General features: G+C 71.3%; 7 protein-coding genes and 3 pseudogenes. 4 read left to right on the top strand and 6 right to left on the bottom strand.

Features of this window, described 5'->3' with window-relative positions; all coding sequences use genetic code 11:
* Positions 1-31: 31 nt before the first annotated feature.
* The 4 genes and pseudogenes from ACN28I_RS24525 to ACN28I_RS24510 all read right to left on the bottom strand — a co-directional run.
* Positions 32-1,528, bottom strand: a pseudogene (locus ACN28I_RS24525) (acyltransferase domain-containing protein); the annotation flags it as partial.
* A gap of 19 nt (positions 1,529-1,547) precedes the next feature.
* A pseudogene (locus ACN28I_RS24520) lies at positions 1,548-2,981 on the bottom strand (type I polyketide synthase); the annotation flags it as partial.
* Complete coding sequence (locus ACN28I_RS24515) at positions 2,974-8,013, bottom strand: amino acid adenylation domain-containing protein (protein ID WP_420944372.1); 5,040 nt, start codon at positions 8,011-8,013, stop codon at positions 2,974-2,976. The pseudogene ACN28I_RS24520 and the gene ACN28I_RS24515, both read right to left, overlap by 8 nt.
* A gap of 151 nt (positions 8,014-8,164) precedes the next feature.
* Positions 8,165-11,530: pseudogene (locus tag ACN28I_RS24510) on the bottom strand (condensation domain-containing protein); the annotation flags it as partial.
* Between the two features lie 201 nt (positions 11,531-11,731).
* On the opposite strand from ACN28I_RS24510, the gene ACN28I_RS24505 reads away from it, so the two are divergent.
* From ACN28I_RS24505 to ACN28I_RS24490, 4 genes are all read left to right on the top strand, one after another.
* Positions 11,732-12,295: a hypothetical protein gene (locus tag ACN28I_RS24505; protein ID WP_420944371.1), complete on the top strand. Its 564-nt coding sequence runs from the start codon at positions 11,732-11,734 to the stop codon at positions 12,293-12,295.
* Positions 12,292-13,311 (top strand): M28 family peptidase, encoded by a 1,020-nt coding sequence (locus tag ACN28I_RS24500; protein ID WP_420944370.1) that lies wholly within the window; start codon positions 12,292-12,294, stop codon positions 13,309-13,311. The genes ACN28I_RS24505 and ACN28I_RS24500 overlap by 4 nt, the downstream gene beginning before the upstream one ends.
* The gene (locus ACN28I_RS24495) at positions 13,308-13,850 is read left to right on the top strand and encodes a hypothetical protein (protein ID WP_420944369.1); all 543 of its coding nucleotides are present in this window, start codon (positions 13,308-13,310) and stop codon (positions 13,848-13,850) included. The genes ACN28I_RS24500 and ACN28I_RS24495 overlap by 4 nt, the downstream gene beginning before the upstream one ends.
* Positions 13,851-14,138: 288 nt before the next feature.
* Complete coding sequence (locus tag ACN28I_RS24490; protein WP_420944368.1) at positions 14,139-17,300, top strand: protein kinase domain-containing protein; 3,162 nt, start codon at positions 14,139-14,141, stop codon at positions 17,298-17,300.
* Between the two features lie 14 nt (positions 17,301-17,314).
* On the opposite strand, the gene ACN28I_RS24485 is transcribed toward ACN28I_RS24490, so the two are convergent.
* Together ACN28I_RS24485 and ACN28I_RS24480 are read right to left on the bottom strand one after the other, a co-directional pair.
* Positions 17,315-17,926, bottom strand: a complete 612-nt coding sequence (locus tag ACN28I_RS24485; RefSeq protein ID WP_420944367.1) for a hypothetical protein — start codon at positions 17,924-17,926, stop codon at positions 17,315-17,317.
* Between the two features lie 21 nt (positions 17,927-17,947).
* A complete protein-coding gene (locus ACN28I_RS24480) occupies positions 17,948-18,151 on the bottom strand; it encodes a hypothetical protein (RefSeq protein ID WP_420944366.1) in 204 nt (67 codons plus the stop codon).
* Positions 18,152-18,377 lie beyond the last annotated feature (226 nt).

Here is an 18,377-nt window from a genome sequence, read left to right as displayed (position 1 = left end):
CGAGCAGCTCGCGCAGCGGCACGTCCACCTGGAAGAGGGTGCGCACGCGCGAGGCGATCTGCGTGGCCAGCAGCGAGTGGCCGCCCAGCTCGAAGAAGTTGTCGTGGAGGCCGATGCCGTCGATGCCGAGCATCTCCTCCCACAGCGTGGCCACGGCGCGCTCGGTGTCACCGCGGGGCGCCTCGTAGGCATTGGCCAGGTCCGGCCGCTGGTGGCGGGCGGAAGGCTTCGCCGCGGGCGCGGCCTGCTGCACCTGCGCGTCCTCGTGGCTCCGCTCGCGCGCGGGCTCGGCCCAGGCGGCGCCCTGCACCCGCCGCTGCTCGATGAAGTAGCGCTGGCGCTGGAAGGGATAGGTGGGCAGCGGGAGCCGCTGCCGGCGCTCGGGAGCGTGGAGCTTCGCCCAGTCCACCTGGACTCCGGCGAGCCACATGCGGCCGAGCGTCTCCAGGAAGGCCGCGCTGTCGGGCTGCTCATCCTTCGCGCGGGGCAGCGTGGAGAGCACCGTGCGCCCCACCGCGGCCGGCCCGGCCTGCCGCACCAGCATGCCCAGGGCCTGTCCGGGGCCCACCTCGAGCAGCAGCGCCTCCGGCGAGGCCAGCAGCGTGGTGACTCCGTCGCCGAAGCGCACCGCCCGGCGCAGGTGCTCGGTCCAGTAGCGGGGATCCGTCGCCTGCTCGGCGGTGATCCACGTGCCGCTCAGGTTGGAGACGAAGGGAATTTTCGGCGGGCTGAGCTTCACCTGCCGCACGCGCTCGGTGAAGGGGGCGAGGATGGGGTCCATCATCGCCGAGTGGAAGGCGTGCGAGGTGCGCAGCCGGCGGTGCTCCACGCCCAGCGGCGCGAGGCGGGCCTCCAGCGCCTCGATGGCCTCGGTGGGGCCGGAGACGACGCAGAGCGAGGGCGCGTTGACGGCGGCCAGCGACAGCCGCTCGCCGAGCAGCGGCAGCACCTGCTGCTCGGGCAGGGCCACCGAGAGCATGGTGCCGCCCGGCAGCGACTGCATCAGCTTGCCGCGCGCCGCCACCAGCGCCAGGGCATCGTCCAGCGAGAGCACGCCCGCGATGCAGGCGGCGACGTACTCACCGAGGCTGTGGCCGATGAGGGCCTGCGGCTTGACGCCGAGGGCGATCCACTGCCGGGCCAGGGCGTACTCGATGGCGAAGAGGGCGGGCTGGGCGAGCGCCGTCTGCTGCAGCCGCTCGTTGGCCTCGGCGGCGCGCGCCTCGGGGGCGTGGAGGAGCTCGCGCAAATCCAGGCCGAGGTGGGCCTGGAGCTTGTGGCAGCAGGCGTCCAGGTTCTGGCGGAACAGGGGCGCGGTGGCGTACAGGCCACGCGCCATGCCCACGTGCTGCGAGCCCTGGCCCGGGAAGAGGAAGGTGACGGTGCGCTCGGTGGCCTCCTGCACCTGGGTGAGCAGGCGCTGGGGATGCTGGCCGGAGAGCACGGCCCGCGCGTCCTCGAGGCCCCGGCACACCACGGCACGGCGGTGGGTGAAGCGCTGGCGTCCCGCCTGGAGGGTGAAGGCCACGTCCGCGAAGCTCCAGCTCCGGGCGCCGCGACAGGTGCTCCGCGAGCTGTCCGGTGGCCTGCTCGAGCGCGGGGGCCGAACGGGCCGACAGCACCAGGAGCTGCCAGGGCTGGGCGCTGGGCGTGCGCGCCACCGCGGGAGCCTCCTCGAGGATGGCGTGGGCGTTGGTGCCGCCGATGCCGAAGGAGCTCACCCCGGCGCGCCGGGGCTCGTCACCGGCGGGCCACTCGCGCAGGGTGTCGTTGACGTAGAAGGGCGAGCGCTCCAGGCCCAGCCCGGGGTTGGGCTCGCGGAAGTGGAGGCTGGGGGGCATCTGGCGGTGCTGCAGCGCGAGCGCCGCCTTGATGAGGCCCGTGACGCCGGCGGCCGCATCCAGGTGCCCGATGTTGGTCTTCACCGAGCCGATCGCACAGGAGCCCGGGCCGCCGTGCTGATCCTTGTAGGCCTGGGTGAGGCCGGCGATCTCGATGGGATCTCCCAGGCGGGTGCCGGTGCCATGGGCCTCGACGTACTGGATGCTGCTGGCGTCCACGCCCGCGACGGCGAGGGCCTCGGAGATGGCGCCCGCCTGCCCCTCGATGCTGGGCGCGGTGAAGCCCACCTTGCCGGAGCCGTCGTTGTTGAGGGCCGAGCCGCGGATGACGGCATGGATGAAGTCCCCGTCCTTGAGCGCGTCGGACATGCGCTTGAGGACGACGACGCCCACGCCGGAGCCGGCCACGGTGCCCTGGCCCTGGGCATCGAAGGCGCGGCAGTGCCCGTCGGGCGAGAGGATGGAGCCCTCCTGGAAGACGTAGCCGGAGCGCTGGGGGAAGGAGATGGAGACACCGCCGGCCAGGGCCATGTCCGACTCGCCGGACAGCAGGCTCTGGCAGGCCAGGTGCACGGCCACCAGCGAGCTGGAGCAGGCCGTCTGCACGCTGATGCTCGGCCCGCGCAGGTTGAGCTTGTGCGAGACGCGCGTGGCCAGGAAGTCCTTGTCGTTGGCGAGCAGCAGGGCATAGGGCCCGGCCGAGCGCACCACGTCCGGCTGCGACATCAGGTTGTAGAGCAGGTAGCTGCTGATGCTGGAGCTGGCGAAGACGGCGGTGGAGCCGCGCTGGCGCTCGGCGTCATAGCCGGCGCGCTCCAGCGCCTCCCACGCGCACTCCAGGAAGAGGCGGTGCTGCGGATCGAGCAGCTCGGCCTCGCGCGGGTTGAAGCCGAAGAAGCCCGCGTCGAAGAGCTCGGGGCCCTCGAGGGGGAAGCCGGCGCGCACATAGCCGGGCTGGCCACGCAGCACCGGATCCACCCCGGCCGCCTCCAGCTCCTCCTCGGAGAAGGAGACCCGGGCCTCCACGCCCTCACTCAGGTTGCGCCAGAAGGTTTCCACATCCCGGGCCCCGGGAAAGCGGCCCGTCATGCCGACGATGGCAATGGTCTCGAACTGCTCGGACACGGCGTTGTCACTCATCCGGCGTTTCCCCTGTGGACTGCTCGGCGCGGCCTGCTCTACGTACGCGCCGTCTCTGCTCGAGCAGCGTCCTGCGATTATCAGCGCGTTCCTGACTCTCCTGACGCAAGTCCGGTTCGTTGGTGCGTCCAGCGAGGTACGCCGCGAGCGCGCTGATGGATGGGTATTTGAAGAGTTCTGTCAGGGAGATTTCAAGCCCCAGCTCGGCACGCAGCCGGCCATGCGCTCGCACCAGCAGCAGCGAGTTGCCGCCGACGTCGAAGAAGCGATCGTGGATGCCGACCTTCTCCACGCCGAGCACTTCCTGCCACAACCGGGCGAGGTTGCGCTCCAGCTCGGTCCGGGGCTCCACGTAGGGCGTGTCGGACTGGAGGCGCAGTCCCTCCGGAGCCGGCAGGGCCTTGCGGTCGAGCTTGCCGTTGGGAGACAGCGGCATGAGCACCAGGGGCACGAAGGCCGCCGGCACCATGTGCTCGGGGAGCCGCTGTCCCAGGTGGGCGCGCAGTTCCTCCAGCGTGGGTGCCTGCTCGGCGGCCACGTAGTAGGCGACCAGGCGCTTGTCGCCGGGCACATCCTCGCGGGCCACCACCACGGCCTCCTTGAGGGCCGGGTGCTGCAACAGCGCCGACTCGATCTCCCCCAGCTCGATGCGGAAGCCACGCACCTTCACCTGGTTGTCGATGCGGCCCAGGTACTCGATTTCGCCCTCGGGCAGGAACCGGGCGAGGTCTCCGGTGCGGTACAGCCGCGCTCCGGGCTCGGAGGCGTACGGGTCCGGGACGAACTTCTCGGCCGTCAGCTCGGGCCTGTTCCAGTAGCCACGGGCGGGCTGCACGCCACCGATGTACAGCTCACCGGCCACGCCCACCGGTACCGGGTGCATGTGGCCGTCCAGCACGTACATCTGCGTATTGGACACGGGCCTGCCAATAGGGATGGAGCGGCGCTTGTCACCCGGCAGGCACTGCCAGAACGTCACGTCCACGGCGGCCTCGGTGGGGCCGTAGAGGTTGTGCAGCCCGGCACTCAGCTTGCCGTGGAAACGCTCCACCAGCTCGGCGCCGAGCGCCTCACCGCTGCAGATGACGCGCTGGAGGCCGCGGCACTGCTCCACGCCCGGCTGCTCCAGGAAGACCTGAAGCATGGAGGGGACGAAGTGCAGGGTGGTGATGTGCTCGCGCTGGATGAGCTCGACCAGGTAGGCGGGGTCCTGGTGCCCACCGGGCTTCGCCACGACGAGGCGAGCGCCCGTCATGAGGGTCCAGAAGAACTCCCAGACGGAGACGTCGAAGCTGAAGGGGGTCTTCTGCAGGACGGAGTCCTGGGCACCGAGGCCATAGGCCTCCTGCATCCAGAGCAGGCGGTTGCAGATGGCCTGGTGGAAGTTCATGGCGCCCTTGGGGCGGCCGGTGGAGCCCGAGGTGTAGATGATGTACGCGAGCCCCTGGGCGTGGATGGGAACCTGGGGCCGGGCGGTGCTGTGGGCCGCCACCTGGCTCCACTGGGAGTCGAGGCACACGCGCGTGGTGGAGGAAGCGGGCAGCCGCTCCACGAGGTGCTGCTGGGTGAGCAGCACGGGCACGCTCGAATCCTGGAGCATGTACGCGAGGCGATCCTGGGGATAGCCGGGGTCGATGGGCACGTAGGCGCCGCCGGCCTTGAGGATGCCGAGCAGGGCGACGACCATCTCGAGGGAGCGGTCGGTGCAGACGCCAACGGGAACCTCGGGACCCACGCCCAGGGAGAGCAGGTGGTGGGCGAGCTGGTTGGCGCGCTGGTCGAGCTCACGGTAGGTGAGCGTCTGCCCCTCGTAGGTGACGGCGGGCGCGTCGGGCGTGCGGTCCACCTGCTGCTCCACCATCAGGTGCAGGCGGGCCTCGGCGGGACGGGGCAGCGCCGTCTGGTTCCACTCCACCAGCACGCGCTTGCGCTCCGCTTCCGGCATCATCGGCTGCGCGTCATGGCGGGCCATGGGGTCGCGGGCGATCTGCTCGAGTGCCGCCGCGTAGTGCCCCGCGAGCGCCTGCACCTGCGCATCCGGCAGATCGCTCGGGTCGTAGTAGAGCTGCACGCGGACGTCCGAGGTGACGAAGTCGAGGCCCGCCTCCACCGCCAGGGCGAAGTTGGTGCGGGCGAACTCGCTCGCGCCGAGCAACTCCAGCCCGCCCCGGTCCAGCACCTTGCGGTACATGTGGAAGTGGGTGAAGTCGAACATCGTCTCGAAGAGCGGCACGCCGGGCGCGGCGCGCTGCACCTCGGAGAGCGGGTAGCGGCGGTGCGGGAGCAGCTCGCGCTCGTGGCGGAAGGTCTCCTGGAGGAGCTCCAGCCAGCTCCGGCCCGGCGGTAGCTGCATCCGGAAGGGGAGGGTGTTGAGGAACAGCCCCTTCACCTGGTCTCCATCCGCGGTTTCCGGGCGCCCGTTGCACACGAGGCCGGTGACGACGTCACGTTGGGCGGAGAGCTGTCCCATCACCCGGACGTGCGCGGCCAGCAGCACCGTCTTGATGGGGACGCCGGCGCGGCGGGCCACCTGCTTGAGCGTCTGGGAGAGTTCGGGCGTGATGGAGACGCGCTGCTGGTGGAAGGCCGAGTCGGGACGGCTCTCGGCCGGGTGCGGCCAGCGCGAGAGCGTGCCGGGGACGAGTCCCTGGAGCTGGCCGGCCCAGAAGGCCCGGGTGGCCTCGCTGCGCATCGCCTCGCGCTCCATGACGATGAAGTCGCGGAAGGACTGCTCCGGCAGCGGCGCCACGGCGGGCGGGGTCCCCTCCAGGTGCGCGAGGTAGTGCTCGAAGAGCTCGGCGATGAGGGAGTTGATGCTCCAGCCGTCGCCGATGACGTGGTGCTCGGTCCACCCGAACTCGAAGGTGTTCTCGGAGAGGAGGTGGGCCGTGCAGCGCAGCAGGGGAGGCCGGGTCAGGTCGAAGCGCTGCTGGTGCTCGGCGGCGTAGTGGGCCGTGAGCACGGACGCCTGCTGCTCCGGGCCCTGGCCGCGCAGGTCCTTCACGGTGAGCGGGAGCGGGGCGGTGCGGTGGATGAGCTGGAGCGGCTCGGAGTAGCCGGTCAGCGCGTAGCTGGTGCGGAGGATGGCGTGCCGGGCGGCGATGTCCGCCAACGCCTGCTCCATGGCACCCGGGTCGAAGCGCCCCTGGAGCCGGACGAAGTTGACGTTGAGGTAGACGGCCTTCTCCGGGTTCAGCTCGGCGTGGAACACCATGCCGAGCTGGAGCGAGCTCATGGGGAAGGCGTCCTCGAGGCCCTCCGGCAGCGCGCGCCGGTCCTGCTCGGACACGAGGCTGAAGGGCGAGGTGCGCGGGGTCTGCTCGAGACTCGGGGCCTCGTTGCCCAGCACGCGAGCCAGTGCCCGCGGGGTGGGGTTCTGGAAGAGCTGCGCCACGGTGAAGCGCAGCCCCCGCTGTCCGGCGTGTGCGACGACGGGGATGCTGCGGATGGAGTCACCGCCCAGCTCGAAGAAGTTGTCCTCGGCTCCCACCTGCTCCAGGCCGAGCACCTGGGCGAAGATGGAGGTGAGCACCCGCTCCTCGTTCGTCTCGGGCGCGACGTAGGTGTGCTCCTGCCGGGCGAACTGCGGCGCGGGGAGCGCCTTGCGGTCGAGCTTGCCGTTGGGAGACAGCGGCATGAGCGCCAGGGGCACGAAGACCATCGGCACCATGTACTCGGGGAGCAGCTTCCCGAGGTGGGCGCGCAACTCGTCGCGCGTGGGCTCCTGCCCGGCCGCCACGAAGTACGCGACCAGGCGCTTGTCGCCGGGCGAGTCCTCGCGGGCCACCACCACGGCCTCCTTGAGGGCCGGGTGCTGCAACAGCGCCGACTCGATCTCCCCCAGCTCGATGCGGAAGCCACGCACCTTCACCTGGTTGTCGATGCGGCCCAGGTATTCGATTTCCCCCTGCGCCAGGAACCGGGCGAGGTCGCCGGTGCGGTACAGGCGCGCTCCGGGCTCGGAGGCGTACGGGTCCGGGACGAACTTCTCGGCCGTCAGCTCGGGCCTGTTCCAGTAGCCACGGGCCAGTTGCACGCCGCCGATGTACAGCTCACCGGCCACGCCCACCGGCACCGGGTTCATCTGGCCGTCCAGCACGTACATCTGTGTGTTGGAGACAGGGCGGCCGATGGGGATGGAGCGGCGCTTGTCGCCCGGCAGGCACTGCCAGAACGTCACGTCCACGGCGGCCTCGGTGGGGCCGTAGAGGTTGTGCAGCCCGGCACCCAGCTTGCCGTGGAAGCGCTCCACGTGTTCCGCACCCAGGGCTTCACCGCTGCAGATGACGCGCTGGAGGCCGCGGCACTGCTCCACGCCCGGCTGCTCCAGGAAGACCTGAAGCATGGAGGGGACGAAGTGCAGGGTGGTGATGCGCTCCTGCTGGATGAGCTCGATCAGGTAGGCGGCATCCTGATGGCCACCGGGCTTCGCCATCACGAGGCGAGCGCCCGTCATGAGGGTCCAGAAGAACTCCCAGACGGAGACGTCGAAGCTGAAGGGGGTCTTCTGCAGGACGGAGTCCTGGGCACCGAGGCCGTAGGCCTCCTGCATCCAGAGCAGGCGGTTGCAGATGGCCTGGTGGAAGTTCATGGCGCCCTTGGGGCGGCCGGTGGAGCCCGAGGTGTAGATGATGTACGCGAGCCCCTGGGCGTGGACGGGAACCTGGGGCCGGGCGGTGCTGTGGGCCGCCACCTGGCTCCACTGGGAGTCGAGGCACACGCGCGTGGTGGAGGAAGCGGGCAGCCGCTCCACGAGGTGCTGCTGGGTGAGCAGCACGGGCACGCTCGAATCCTGGAGCATGTACGCGAGGCGATCCTGGGGATAGCCGGGGTCGATGGGCACGTAGGCACCACCGGCCTTGAGGATGCCAAGCAGGGCCACGACCATCTCGAGGGAGCGATCGGTGCAGACGCCGACGGGAATCTCGGGACCCACGCCCAGGGAGAGCAGGTGGTGGGCGAGCTGGTTGGCGCGCTGGTCGAGCTGCACGGTAGGTGAGGCTCTGGCCTTCGTACGTGACGGCGGGCGCATCGGGCGTGCGGTCCACCTGCTGCTCCACCATCAGGTGCAGGCGAGCCTCGGCGGGACGCGGCAGCGCCGTCTGGTTCCACTCCACCAGGACGCGCTTGCGCTCCTCTTCCGGCATCATCGGCAGCCGGGAGATGCGCTGGCCGGGATCGGCGACGATGCCCTGGAGCAGCGTCCGCAGGTACACCCCGAGGCGGGTGATGGTGGAGGCATCGAACAGGTCGGTGTTGTACTCGAAGGCGCCGACCAGCCCCTGCTCCTCGCGGGACAGCGAGAGGTGCAGGTCGAACATCGCCGTGCCCGTGTGCGTGTCCTCGGTGTTCAGGCGCAGGCCGGGCATTTGCGGAAGCGCCCCCTGGGCGTTCTGCAGCACGAACATCACCTGGAACAGCGGCGTGCGGCTCAGGTCGCGCACCGGCTGGAGCACGTCCACGAGCTTCTCGAACGGGACGTCCTGGTGGGCATAGGCCCCCAGCGCTCCCTGGCGCACGCGCTGGAGCAGCTCACGGAAGGTGGGCTCGGCCTCCAGGTTCGTGCGCAGCACGAGCGTGTTGACGAACAGGCCGATGAGCCCGTGCGTCTCGGGGCGCTCGCGTCCCGCGATGGGCGTGCCCACCGTCAGGTCACTCTGTCCCGAGCAGCGGTGCAGCAGGACCTTGAAGGCCGCCAGCAGGGCCATGAAGGGCGTGACGCCCTCGCGCAGGCTCAGCGCCTCGAGGGCCTCGGCCAGCTCGCGCGGCAGGTGCAGCGGCAGCTTCGCGCCGCGGTACGTCTGCACCGCCGGGCGAGGCCTGTCCGTGGGCAGCTCCAGCACCGGAGACGCCCCCGCGAGGTGCTGCTTCCACCAGGAGAGCTGCGACTCGAGCACCTCGCCCTGCATCCACCCGCGCAGCCAGAGCGCGTAGTTGGCGTACTGGATGGGCAGCTCCGGCAGGGCCGGCGTCTTGCCAGCCTGGAGCGCCTCGTACACCTGGGCCAGCTCGCGCACGAGCACACCCATGGACCAGCCATCCGAGAGGATGTGGTGCATCGTCGCCAGCAGCAGGTGCTCGCGCTCGCCCAGCTTCAGCAGCGTCACGCGCAGCAGCGGCCCGCGCGCCAGATCGAAAGGACGGCGCGCCTCCTCGGCGAGGAGCCGGCGTGCCTCCTCCTGGCGCTCGCGCTCCGGCAGCGAAGACAGGTCCACCAGCGGCAGCGGCAGGCTCGCCTCGGGGGCGATGACCTGGAAGGCCCGGCCGTCCACGGTGCTCACCGTCGTCCTCAGCGACTCGTGGCGCTGGAGGAGGGTGGCGAAGCTCCGCTCCAGGGCCGCCACGTCCAGCGCCCCCTCGAGCCGCAGCGCGGTGGGGATGTTGTAGAAGGCGTTGCCCGGCTCGAGCTGGTCCAGGAACCACAGCCGCTGCTGGGCGAACGAGAGCGGCAGCTCCACGCCCGAGGGCCTGCGGGAAATCGTGATGCGCGGCGCGGAGGACTCCCGGCGCCGGGCGACGATGGTGCGTGCCAGCTCGGCCGTGCTCGGGCCCTGGAGCAGGGCCTCCATGGGCAGGCTCACTCCCAGCACCTTCTCGATTTCCCCCGTCATCTCCACCGAGGCCATCGAGTCCAGGCCCAGGCGGGTGAGGGGCACCGAGGGGTCCACCTCCTCACGGCGCACCCGCAGCAGCGCGGGCAGCCGCTCCAGCAGCCAGGCTTCAATCGCCTCGTCCGCCACCGGCCCCGAGTCCACCGCGGCCGTCACCGCCGCCCCGGCCTGGGGCGCCCCGGCCTGCTCCTGCTGCGACTCCTGCCACGACAACACCACCCGCAGCTCGCCCGCGTTCAGGCTCGCGCGGCAGGCGCGGCGCTGGATCTTCCCGCTGGACGTCTTGGGAATGGCGCCCGGCTCGATGAGCACCACCGCGTGAAGCTGCAGCTCGTGCGTCTCGGCCACCCGCTGGCGGATGAGCCCCACCAGCGACTCGGGCGGGTCGGGCAGCTTCCTCGGGTCCACCTCCTGCACCACCACCAGCCGCTCCTCGCCGTCCACCTCCTGGGCGAAGGCCGCGCCGCAGCCCGGGCGCAGCGCCGGATGGCTCTGATCCACCGTCATCTCGATGTCCTGCGGGTAGTGGTTGCGCCCGCGGATGATGATGAGGTCCTTGAGCCGGCCGGTGACGAACAGCTCGCCGTCCTCGCGCAGGAAGCCCAGGTCTCCGGTGCGCAGCCAGGGGCCCTCGCCGCTGTCGCTCAGCCGGCCCTGGAACGTCTGCGCCGACTCCTCGGGCCGCTGCCAGTAGCCCAGGGCGACGCTCGGCCCGCGCACCCAGATTTCACCCACCCGGCCCGGCGCGCACCGCCGCGACTTCTCCAGGTCCGCGATGAGCAGCTCCTGGTCCGGCATCGTCCGGCCGCAGCCCACCATCAGCCGCGCATCCGGCTGGGCCGCGTCCGCCGTCACCACCTCGTTGCGCGCCAGGGCGAGGCCCGACAGCGACATCTCCTGAGGAGGCTGCGCGGCGTCTCCACCCGAGGCGATGAGCGTGCCCTCGGCCAGGCCGTAGCAGGGATAGATGGCCTCGCGCCGGAAGCCCTGGGGCCCGAAGGCCGCGAGGAACCGCTCCAGCGTCTCGGTCCGCACCGGCTCGGCCCCGCTGAAGGCCACCTTCCAGCGGCTCAAATCGAGCTGCGCGCGCTCCTGCGGCGTCATCTTCCGCACGCACAAGTCGTAGGCGAAGTTCGGCCCGCCACTCACCGTGGCTCCGAAGCGCGAGACGGCCTCCAGCCAGCGGCGCGGCTGCTTGAGGAACGTCAGCGGCGACATCAGCGCCACCGGGAAGGCCCGGTACAGCGGCTGGAGGATGCCGCCGATCAGCCCCATGTCGTGGTACGGCGGCAGCCAGATGACGCCCACCGACTCCTCCGTGGTTCCGAAGGAGCGGCTGATGCACTCGAGGTTGTGCAGCAGGTTGCCGTGGCTGAGCATCACGCCCTTGGGCGTGCCCGTGGAGCCCGAGGTGTACTGCAGGAAGGCCAGCGCCTCGCGCCGCAGCTCCGGCCGCTTCCACGGCGCCTGCCGGTCCTCGGGCAGCTCATCCGTGGCCATCCAGTGCAGGGCGCGCAGATCCGGCGCCTGCTCGAACAGGAACTCCCCCATGCCGTGGATGAAGGACACGGTGAGCACCACCGAGGCCCGCGCATCCTGGATGATGGAGCGCAGCCGCGGCAGCGTCCGCTCCAGCCGCATCGGGTCCGGCGGGTAGGCCGGCACCGCCACCATTCCCGCGTAGAGACACCCGAAGAACCCGGCGATGTACTCGAGTCCGGGCGGGTAGAGCAGCATCACCCGGTCCCCTGGCGAGGCCACCTCCTGCAGCGCCGCCGCGATGAGCCGCGCGCGCTCATCCAGCCGCGCGTACGTCATCGTGGACTCTTCACCTTCGGAGTCTTCCAGGAAGGTGTACAGCCGCCGCTCGGGCATTACGGAGGCGCGTGCCTCCACCAGATGCACGAGGGTCGCGGACTCACTCTGAGGGGGGGGCATCGGGGGGGTCTCCGCCGGGCTCGTCCGGCGTGGAAAAACATCCCATCAGGTAGCACGACGTGAGGGGACGTTCCTGTAGCGGATACTGGACAGAAGCTATTCTGGTGGCGAATACTGACGCAAGTTCCAGGCGGTGACGGGAGATGGCAGCGGAGGCGGGGTCGACCAGTCCCGGAACGCGTTCAGGAGCAACCCCCCGACATGATGCAGAACTGGATGAAGTGGATGGCCGCCTGCGTGGCGCTGCTCGCCCCGCCCGTGCTGGCGCAGTCGCCGGCGCAGGAGGTGTCGGTGGGTACGACCAGCGTCTACTATGCCTCTTTCTACAGCCGTTCGCCCACCGTGCTGACGGCGGAGGTGGCCTACAACCGCGCACTGGCGTCCGAGGGGTTCTGGAGCCGGGTGCGGGTCGGAGGCGGACTGCGGGGTGGACTTCCCAGCAGCCTGAGGAGCTTGCCGCTGGAGCTCTACGTCCAGGCCCGGCTCACGGCGCGCCTCGGTATCTGGGAGGGCGCGGCGGGGCCCGAGGTGGGGGTGAGCGGGCTGTCGGGGCTCTACCCGCTGCTGGGGGACAATGACGCGGGACAGCAAGAGGCCGCGCTGGTGGGCCCGGCGTACTTCGGCTTCGGCGCGGCGCCGCTGCGCTTCCACCTGGGCCGGGTGCTGCTGAGCGCCATGGAGTTCAACCTGGCCGCGAGCGGGCCGCCCATGGGCTCCGCCTCGGTCATTCGTGTCACCCTGCTTCGCCTGGGAGTCTCGCTGTGAAGCCCTCTTCCACCTGCCAGATGCTGCTCGCGGGCGTCCTGTTGGGCGCGGCCGCCTGCACGCCCGTGACCCCGCTGGATACCTCGCAGCTCCCCGCAATCGAGAGCCTCATCCAGGAGATCGACGAGGCGCGGTTGATGGCCAACGTCTCCGACCTGGTGGCGGCCCACAAGAGCGAGGCGCCGCTGGACTGCGAGCTGCTGGGCACCAACAGCTCCGTCTACCCGGAGCTGTGCAACCTCACGCACCTGCGCGCGGGCGAGCTGATGCACACCCGGCTCGAGCAGTTGGACCTGCCGGTGCGCCGTGAGGTGGTGGCCAAGGACACGCTGACCGTCTCCAACGTCATCGCGGAGCACAAGGGCGTGAAGTACCCGGAGGAGGTCATCCTCATCTCCGCCCACTTCGACGCCTACTACGCGGCGGCGGATGACAACAGCACGGGCGTGTCCGCGGTGCTGGAGCTGGCGCGCGTCCTCTCGCGCTACAAGTTCGATCGCACGCTGCGCTTCGTCGGCTTCGATCTCGAGGAGCTGGGCTACGTGGGCAGCCACCGCTACGTGGACTCGCTGGGCACCAGCAACGAGGTGGTGCTGACGGTGAACTTCGACAGTCTGGGCTACTACAACGACACCCCGGGCTCGCAGAATGTCTCCCTCGGGCTGCCCGCGCCCTCGGAGGCCAACTTCCTGGCGGTGCTGGGGAATGACAACTCCCTGGAGCGCGTCAACGAGATCGTCGCGCTCAACCAGGAGTTCGAGATGATCCGCATGTTCGGGGTGGTGGCCGGCGGCCTGGGCAACAACCCCGGCAACGCCCCGCTGCTGCGCAGCGATCACGGCCCCTTCTGGCTGCGCGGACACCAGGCCATCTTCATCAGCGACACGGCCTACTTCCGCAATCCCGGTTACCACAACGAGAAAGACACCATCGAAGTGCTCAACCCTCCCATGTTCCGCAGGGCCGTGCAGATCTCCGCCGCCGCCATCGCCTACTGGGCGGGAGGCCCGCGATGAAGCGCGCCCTGCTCGCCGCGGCCCTCGTGGCGCTCGCACCGGCAGGCTCGCGCGCCGCCGACGAGCAGCCCGCCGCCGAGGTGTCTGCCCACCAGTTCACGGTCTACAGCCGCGGGGGTGTCCAGGCGTACCTCTCGCCCAACCGCTCCACCGGGATGTTCGGTGGCTCCCTGGGGGTGCGTGACACCATTCACGGCCGCTTCATCCTCCAGGCGGACGTGGGCTACCTGATGAACTTCGGCAACGTGGTGCCGGTGCAGGTGGCGGCCGGCATCCAGCGCAAGGGCTTCTACACCCCGGCCGCGCTGATGACGCTCACCGGCTTCCTGGGAGACAGACTCACCTTCGTCACCCCGGATCACCCCTCCGTCAACCGCATCCCGCCGATGGCGTTGGGCGTGCTGCTGGCGCCGGCGCGCTTCACCGTGGCCGGTGGCCAGCTCTCCCTGCTCGAGTTCGGCCTGGGCCTCAGCCCGGAGTTCCCCGGGCTCGGGGTGGCCTACCAGCTCAACCTCGTGGACGTGGGCGTCTCCTTCTAGTTCTAGCGGCCCGGCGGAGCGGCCGGCCGCGAATTTTCTGATCCAGCGGAATACGCGCGTGGCGGAGTGGAGGCTCATGTGCCGCCACCTGCGCGCGTGCCGCAGAGGGCCCCACCGGCCCTGGAGACCAGGGCGGTTGACCACCCGTGAACGCCCCGGGGGCGCGGTGCGTCAGCCGAGTGCCGCCGGGTGGACGTTCATCACGTCCCGAAGCGAAGGGCACTCACCAACCCTCCCGCCCGTGCCCATACCGAGCACGCAACCAAGGGAGATGGGGGAGGTGCCGGCATGGCCACATACCGACTCATCCGCAAGCTGGCAGCAGGCGGCATGGCGGAGGTGTTCCTGGCCAAGGTGGTCGGGGCCGAGGGCTTCGAGAAGCCGGTCGCGGTGAAGCGAATCCTTCCGTCGCTCGCGCAGGACCGGGAGTTCGTGGAGTTGTTCCTGCGCGAGGCGAAGCTGACGGTGTGCTTGCAGCACGCCAACGTGGTGCAGGTGTTCGACCTGGGCTCCATCAACGGCCAGTACTACATGGTCATGGAGTTCATGGACGGAGAGAACCTGCGCGCGGTGCAGCGGGGCGCCTCGGGCAACCAGGTACCGCTGGGCCTGCGCGAGGTGTGCTTCATCGTCCAGCAGGTCACCGAGGGCTTGGCGTACGCGCACAGCCGCTCGGACGCGGTGGGCCGGCCGCTCAACATCATCCACCGGGACGTCAACCCGTCCAACGTGATGGTGGCCAGCAGCGGCGAGGTGAAGCTGGCGGACTTCGGCATCGCCAAGGCGGCCAACGCGCAGAATGGCACCCAGGCCGGCGTGGTGAAGGGCAAGGCGGGCTACCTCGCGCCGGAGCAGGTGAAGGGCGCGGAGGTGGATCAGCGCGCGGACCTCTTCCTCATCGGCCTGATGCTGTACGAGCTGCTCGCGGGCAGGCAGCTCTTCAGCGGGCCGGACTACTTCCTCACGCTGCGCAACATCGCCCAGTTCGACGTGAAGAGCCTGGCGCCGGTGCCGGGCGTGCCTCCGGCGCTCTGGAGCATCGTCACCCGGGCGCTGGCGCCGGAGCCGTCCGCGCGCTTCCAGCGGGCGCGGGACATCTCGGACGCGCTGCAGAACTTCCTCTTCGATCACCGGCTGCGCGTGGGCCCGCAGGACGTGGCGGCGCTCTTCTCGCGCTGCTTCCCCGAGCGCCGCTCGCCGCTGGAGGGGGCCACCGAGGTGCGGGGCGAGGAGATCCGCCTGGGCTCGGACGCGGGGCTGCAGCGCCCGCAGACGATCACCTCGGTGCGCTCGCGCCCGCCCTTCCCGGGTGGGCCTCGTCCGGGGACGGGCTCCATTCCCGTGATGCGGCCGGTGACGGACCCGGGCCGGTTGACGCCGCCGCCGCCGCCGCCCGAGGCGCGCGCGCGCACCTCCGTCACCATGCAGGTGCCTCCGCCGCCCGGCACCCGGAACACCTCGCTCACCATGCAGGTGGGCCCTCCGGCCGGTGCGCGCACGGGCACGCAGCCGGGGCTCAACACCTCCCTCTCCCTGCAGACGCAGACGCGCGTGATGCGCCCCGCGCGCCGCAAGCTGGGGGAGATGCTGGTGGCCTCCGGCAGGCTGTCGGAGACGCAGCTCAAGGGCGCGCTGGAGCGGCAGAAGCGCACCGGCGGCCGCATTGGCGAGCTGCTCGTCGCCGAGGGCATCGTCTCCGAGGAGGACGTGGTCCGCGCCCTGAGCGAGCAGGGAGGCCTCTCGTTCGTCTCGGACAAGGTGCTGCGCACCATGCCGGTGCCCAAGGCGCTGCTGTCGCTGCTGCCGGTGGAGAAGGCCGAGCGGCTCGAGGCGGTGCCCGTGGCCCAGCAGGCCAAGGAGCTGGTGTGCGCCATGCGCGAGCCGCGCGACCTGGCCCGCCTGGACGAGCTGAAGTTCATCACCGGCTGCCCCGTGCGGGGCATCTACGCCACCGAGGGCGCCATCCGCCGCGCCATCGGCCGCTTCTACCGCGGGGATGACCCGGACCAGATGGATGACTGGTCCAACATGATGCCGCTGGCGGGCTCGGAGTCGGAGGCGGGTGTCACGCCCTACGCCGACAAGCACACCCGCACGCGCGAGCGCCTGCTGGACGAGTCCGCCTTCGAGGAGATTTCCGCGGTGCCCACGCTGCCGCCCGCGGCGCCGCCGCCGGTGGCCGAGCCCACGCCCGTGCCCGCGCCGCCGATGCTGCGCGCGACGCCCGCGCCCGCCTCGCTGGCGCGCACCATGCTGGTGGTGTCAGACGACGCGGAGCTGCGCGAGGCGGCCGTGCGGTTGCTCACGCGTCAGGGCGTGGCGGCCTCGGGCAGCAGCGCCGCGGACGTGGAGAAGGCCATGGCCCTGGGCGGCACCGAGGTGGCGCTGGTGGCCGCGGACACGGTGCAGGATGCGCCCGCGGTGGTGGCGCGGTTGATGACGGTGGCGCCCTCCATGGAGGTGCGCGTGCTGCCCTCGCTGGCCGAGGCGCTCGGCGGCGAGGCGGGTCCGTTGAGCCGCGCGGCGCGGTTGCATGCGCGTGTGGTGGACGCGGCGCTCGCGGCACTCGGCGGAGTGGGCGTGCAGGGCGCGGCGTTGGCCAAGCTGGCCCGGCGCGTGGCCCGGCGGCTCGGCGCGGGGCGTGCGGAGGCCGAGCGGGCCTCGGCGGTGGCCTATGCGCTGGCGCTCGCGGCCTTCCAGGAGTCGGGCTCGGGGGATCGCTTCACCCGGCCCTCGTGCGAGTCGATGCGCGCCATCCTCGGCCGGGACGCGGGCGAGCTGGCCGGGCTCATCGGGTCGTGCACCCGGGACGCGGCGCCGCTGACGGAGAGGGCCGACAAGGCCACGCAGGCGCTGGCCGCGGCGGTGTCGCTGTTGGAGGTCGCGGGCACGGCCATGCTGGGCGCCGCGGCCGCGTCACAGTCGCTCGTCAAGCTGCGCGCCGAGGGGCGGTTGCCCGCGGCGGCCCTGGAGGCGCTCTCCGCCGAGGTGATGGAGCTGGTGCTGGGCGAGAAGGCCTCGCACACGGTGGTGCTCGCCGAGCCCAATTCGGCGCGGGCCTCGGCGCTCCAGGCGCGCTTCCTCGCGGACGGGGTGCGGGTGGTGCTCGCCGACTCCGCGGCCCGGGCGCGCGTGCTGCTGTCGCAGGGCAGCCAGGCGCTCGTGGTGGCCTCTCGGCTGCCGGACGGGGACGGTGCCGAGCTCACCCGCTCGCTGCGCTCCGTGGCGGAGACGGCCGCGCTGCCCATCTTCGTGCTGGCGCCGCCGGAGGATCCGGGGCTCGTGGAGGCCGGGCTGGATGCCGGTGCGGACGACGTCCTCACGTATCCGGTCAACCCGGAGGTGCTGGTGGCCAAGCTGCGGCGTGCGTTGCAGCCTCGCCGGACGTCGGTGACTCCGGTTCCGGCTCCCGTGATGGCGGCGATGGCCCCGGCCTCCGTTTCCGCATGAGCGCCTGAGCCGCCTCAGTACCGGAGGCTGGATTTCTCCCCGCGCAGCAGCTCCAGGAGCGAGGTCGCCGCCTCGAGCGGATGGGTCGCGAAGTGCCTCACCCCGCGGCTCCAGGGCCTGCGCATCCAGCGCTTCGGCGGAAGGTCAGCCGCCGCGGCGCGGACGGTGCCGGAGGCCGGTGGCTCCTCCGGGGCGCTCGCGCTCCTGCGCGGCTCCTCCTCGGACATGGGCACGTAGCGGGGATGCGGGACGCTGCCGCGCTCTACCTGGACGGGGTGGGCCTCGGCGTGCTTCGTGGCGGCCACCATCTGGTGCGTGGCGAGCGTCTCCGGTGACTCCCGTTCCTCCAGGGGCCGCTGCTCGTCGCGGGCGCGCCTCGAGGACCAGAAGACCTCCACGAGGTCCGTCGCCTCCAGGCGGGCCCGCGGGTGGCCATGCTCGGGCGTGAGCAGGACGCCGTGTTCGTCCAGGGCCTGCACTTCGTCGAGCCGCACCCGGTGCTCGCGCGTGACGACCACCCGGCGCTCGAGCACGAAGCCCTCGTCATCGACGGCGATGACGCGTCCGAGCGGCTCGCCATCGTGGCCGCGCACCACCATTCCCGCACGAATCTTGGATTGAGACATGACTGACTCCGTTCGCGTTCTTCAGTCCCCGTTCTCCGTGTCGAGCGGCCCGGGCAGGGCGTTCACGTGCACCACGTGCCCTCCCTCGTCCGGGGGCGCCCGGGCGGCCTCGCTCTCCTCCGGGGTGTGGGGCGCCCGCTCCTCGAAGCCGTCGCCCTCCAGGTTTCGCTGCCGCTGCTCGCTCGTGCTCCCGTAGCCCTCCCGCAGCCGTTCCCTACCTGTCATGGTCATCCGCTCCTGGGTGTGAACGTCCAAGCCGTAACGGTTGGGATGGGAAGCGGGGGCCGCAACGCCTCCCTCCCTGGGAGAGCCCGGCCCCGGTCCAGTCCCGGCAGGCGCCTTCTCCACCGGCCGCCGGGCAGGCGAGTACCCAGGCACACACCCCCGTGGCCCGGGGCCCACATGGGCCTGGCTCCCGAGGCGGCCGCTCCGGGGAGCCAGGGCGGCACGT

This window comes from Archangium gephyra, from assembly GCF_049060025.1.
Lineage (GTDB): Bacteria > Myxococcota > Myxococcia > Myxococcales > Myxococcaceae > Archangium > Archangium gephyra_A.
Note: the sequence above shows the minus strand (reverse complement) of the source record. Positions and strands in the feature narration are given on the sequence as shown.

Coding starts and splice junctions, on each gene's coding strand:
- ACN28I_RS24515 (WP_420944372.1), bottom strand. CDS start 8,013: ATGCGCCCGCCGTCACGTACGAAGGCCAGAGCCTCACCTACCGTGCAG.
- ACN28I_RS24505 (WP_420944371.1), top strand. CDS start 11,732: ATGATGCAGAACTGGATGAAGTGGATGGCCGCCTGCGTGGCGCTGCTC.
- ACN28I_RS24495 (WP_420944369.1), top strand. CDS start 13,308: ATGAAGCGCGCCCTGCTCGCCGCGGCCCTCGTGGCGCTCGCACCGGCA.
- ACN28I_RS24490 (WP_420944368.1), top strand. CDS start 14,139: ATGGCCACATACCGACTCATCCGCAAGCTGGCAGCAGGCGGCATGGCG.
- ACN28I_RS24485 (WP_420944367.1), bottom strand. CDS start 17,926: ATGTCTCAATCCAAGATTCGTGCGGGAATGGTGGTGCGCGGCCACGAT.
- ACN28I_RS24480 (WP_420944366.1), bottom strand. CDS start 18,151: ATGACAGGTAGGGAACGGCTGCGGGAGGGCTACGGGAGCACGAGCGAG.